Genomic DNA, 252 nt, shown 5'->3' with positions numbered 1-252 from the left:
AGCTTATAAAGGATTTGCATTAGACAATGCAGCATTAACTATAGATGGAAAAGTTGTTTTCTCTGATGATGCAGAAGGCCAGCCAGCAATGACGCTAAAAGGATTTACTGTGTCTAACGGATTTGAACAGAAAAAACATAACTACTATATCGAGTGGCGAAATTACGCTGGGTCTGACACGGCGCTACAACATGCACGTGGTCCAGTATTTAATACAGGAATGGTTGTATGGTATGCGGATCAAAGCTTTAC

At 40.5% G+C, this 252-nt stretch carries 1 pseudogene; it reads left to right on the top strand.

Features of this window, described 5'->3' with window-relative positions:
- A pseudogene (locus SB775_RS31885) lies at positions 1-252 on the top strand (peptidase M6); the annotation flags it as partial.

The sequence above is a fragment of the Peribacillus sp. SIMBA_075 genome (assembly GCF_046534585.1).
The sequence above is the reverse complement of the archived record's forward strand: the minus strand, read 5'-3'. Positions and strand labels throughout refer to the sequence as shown.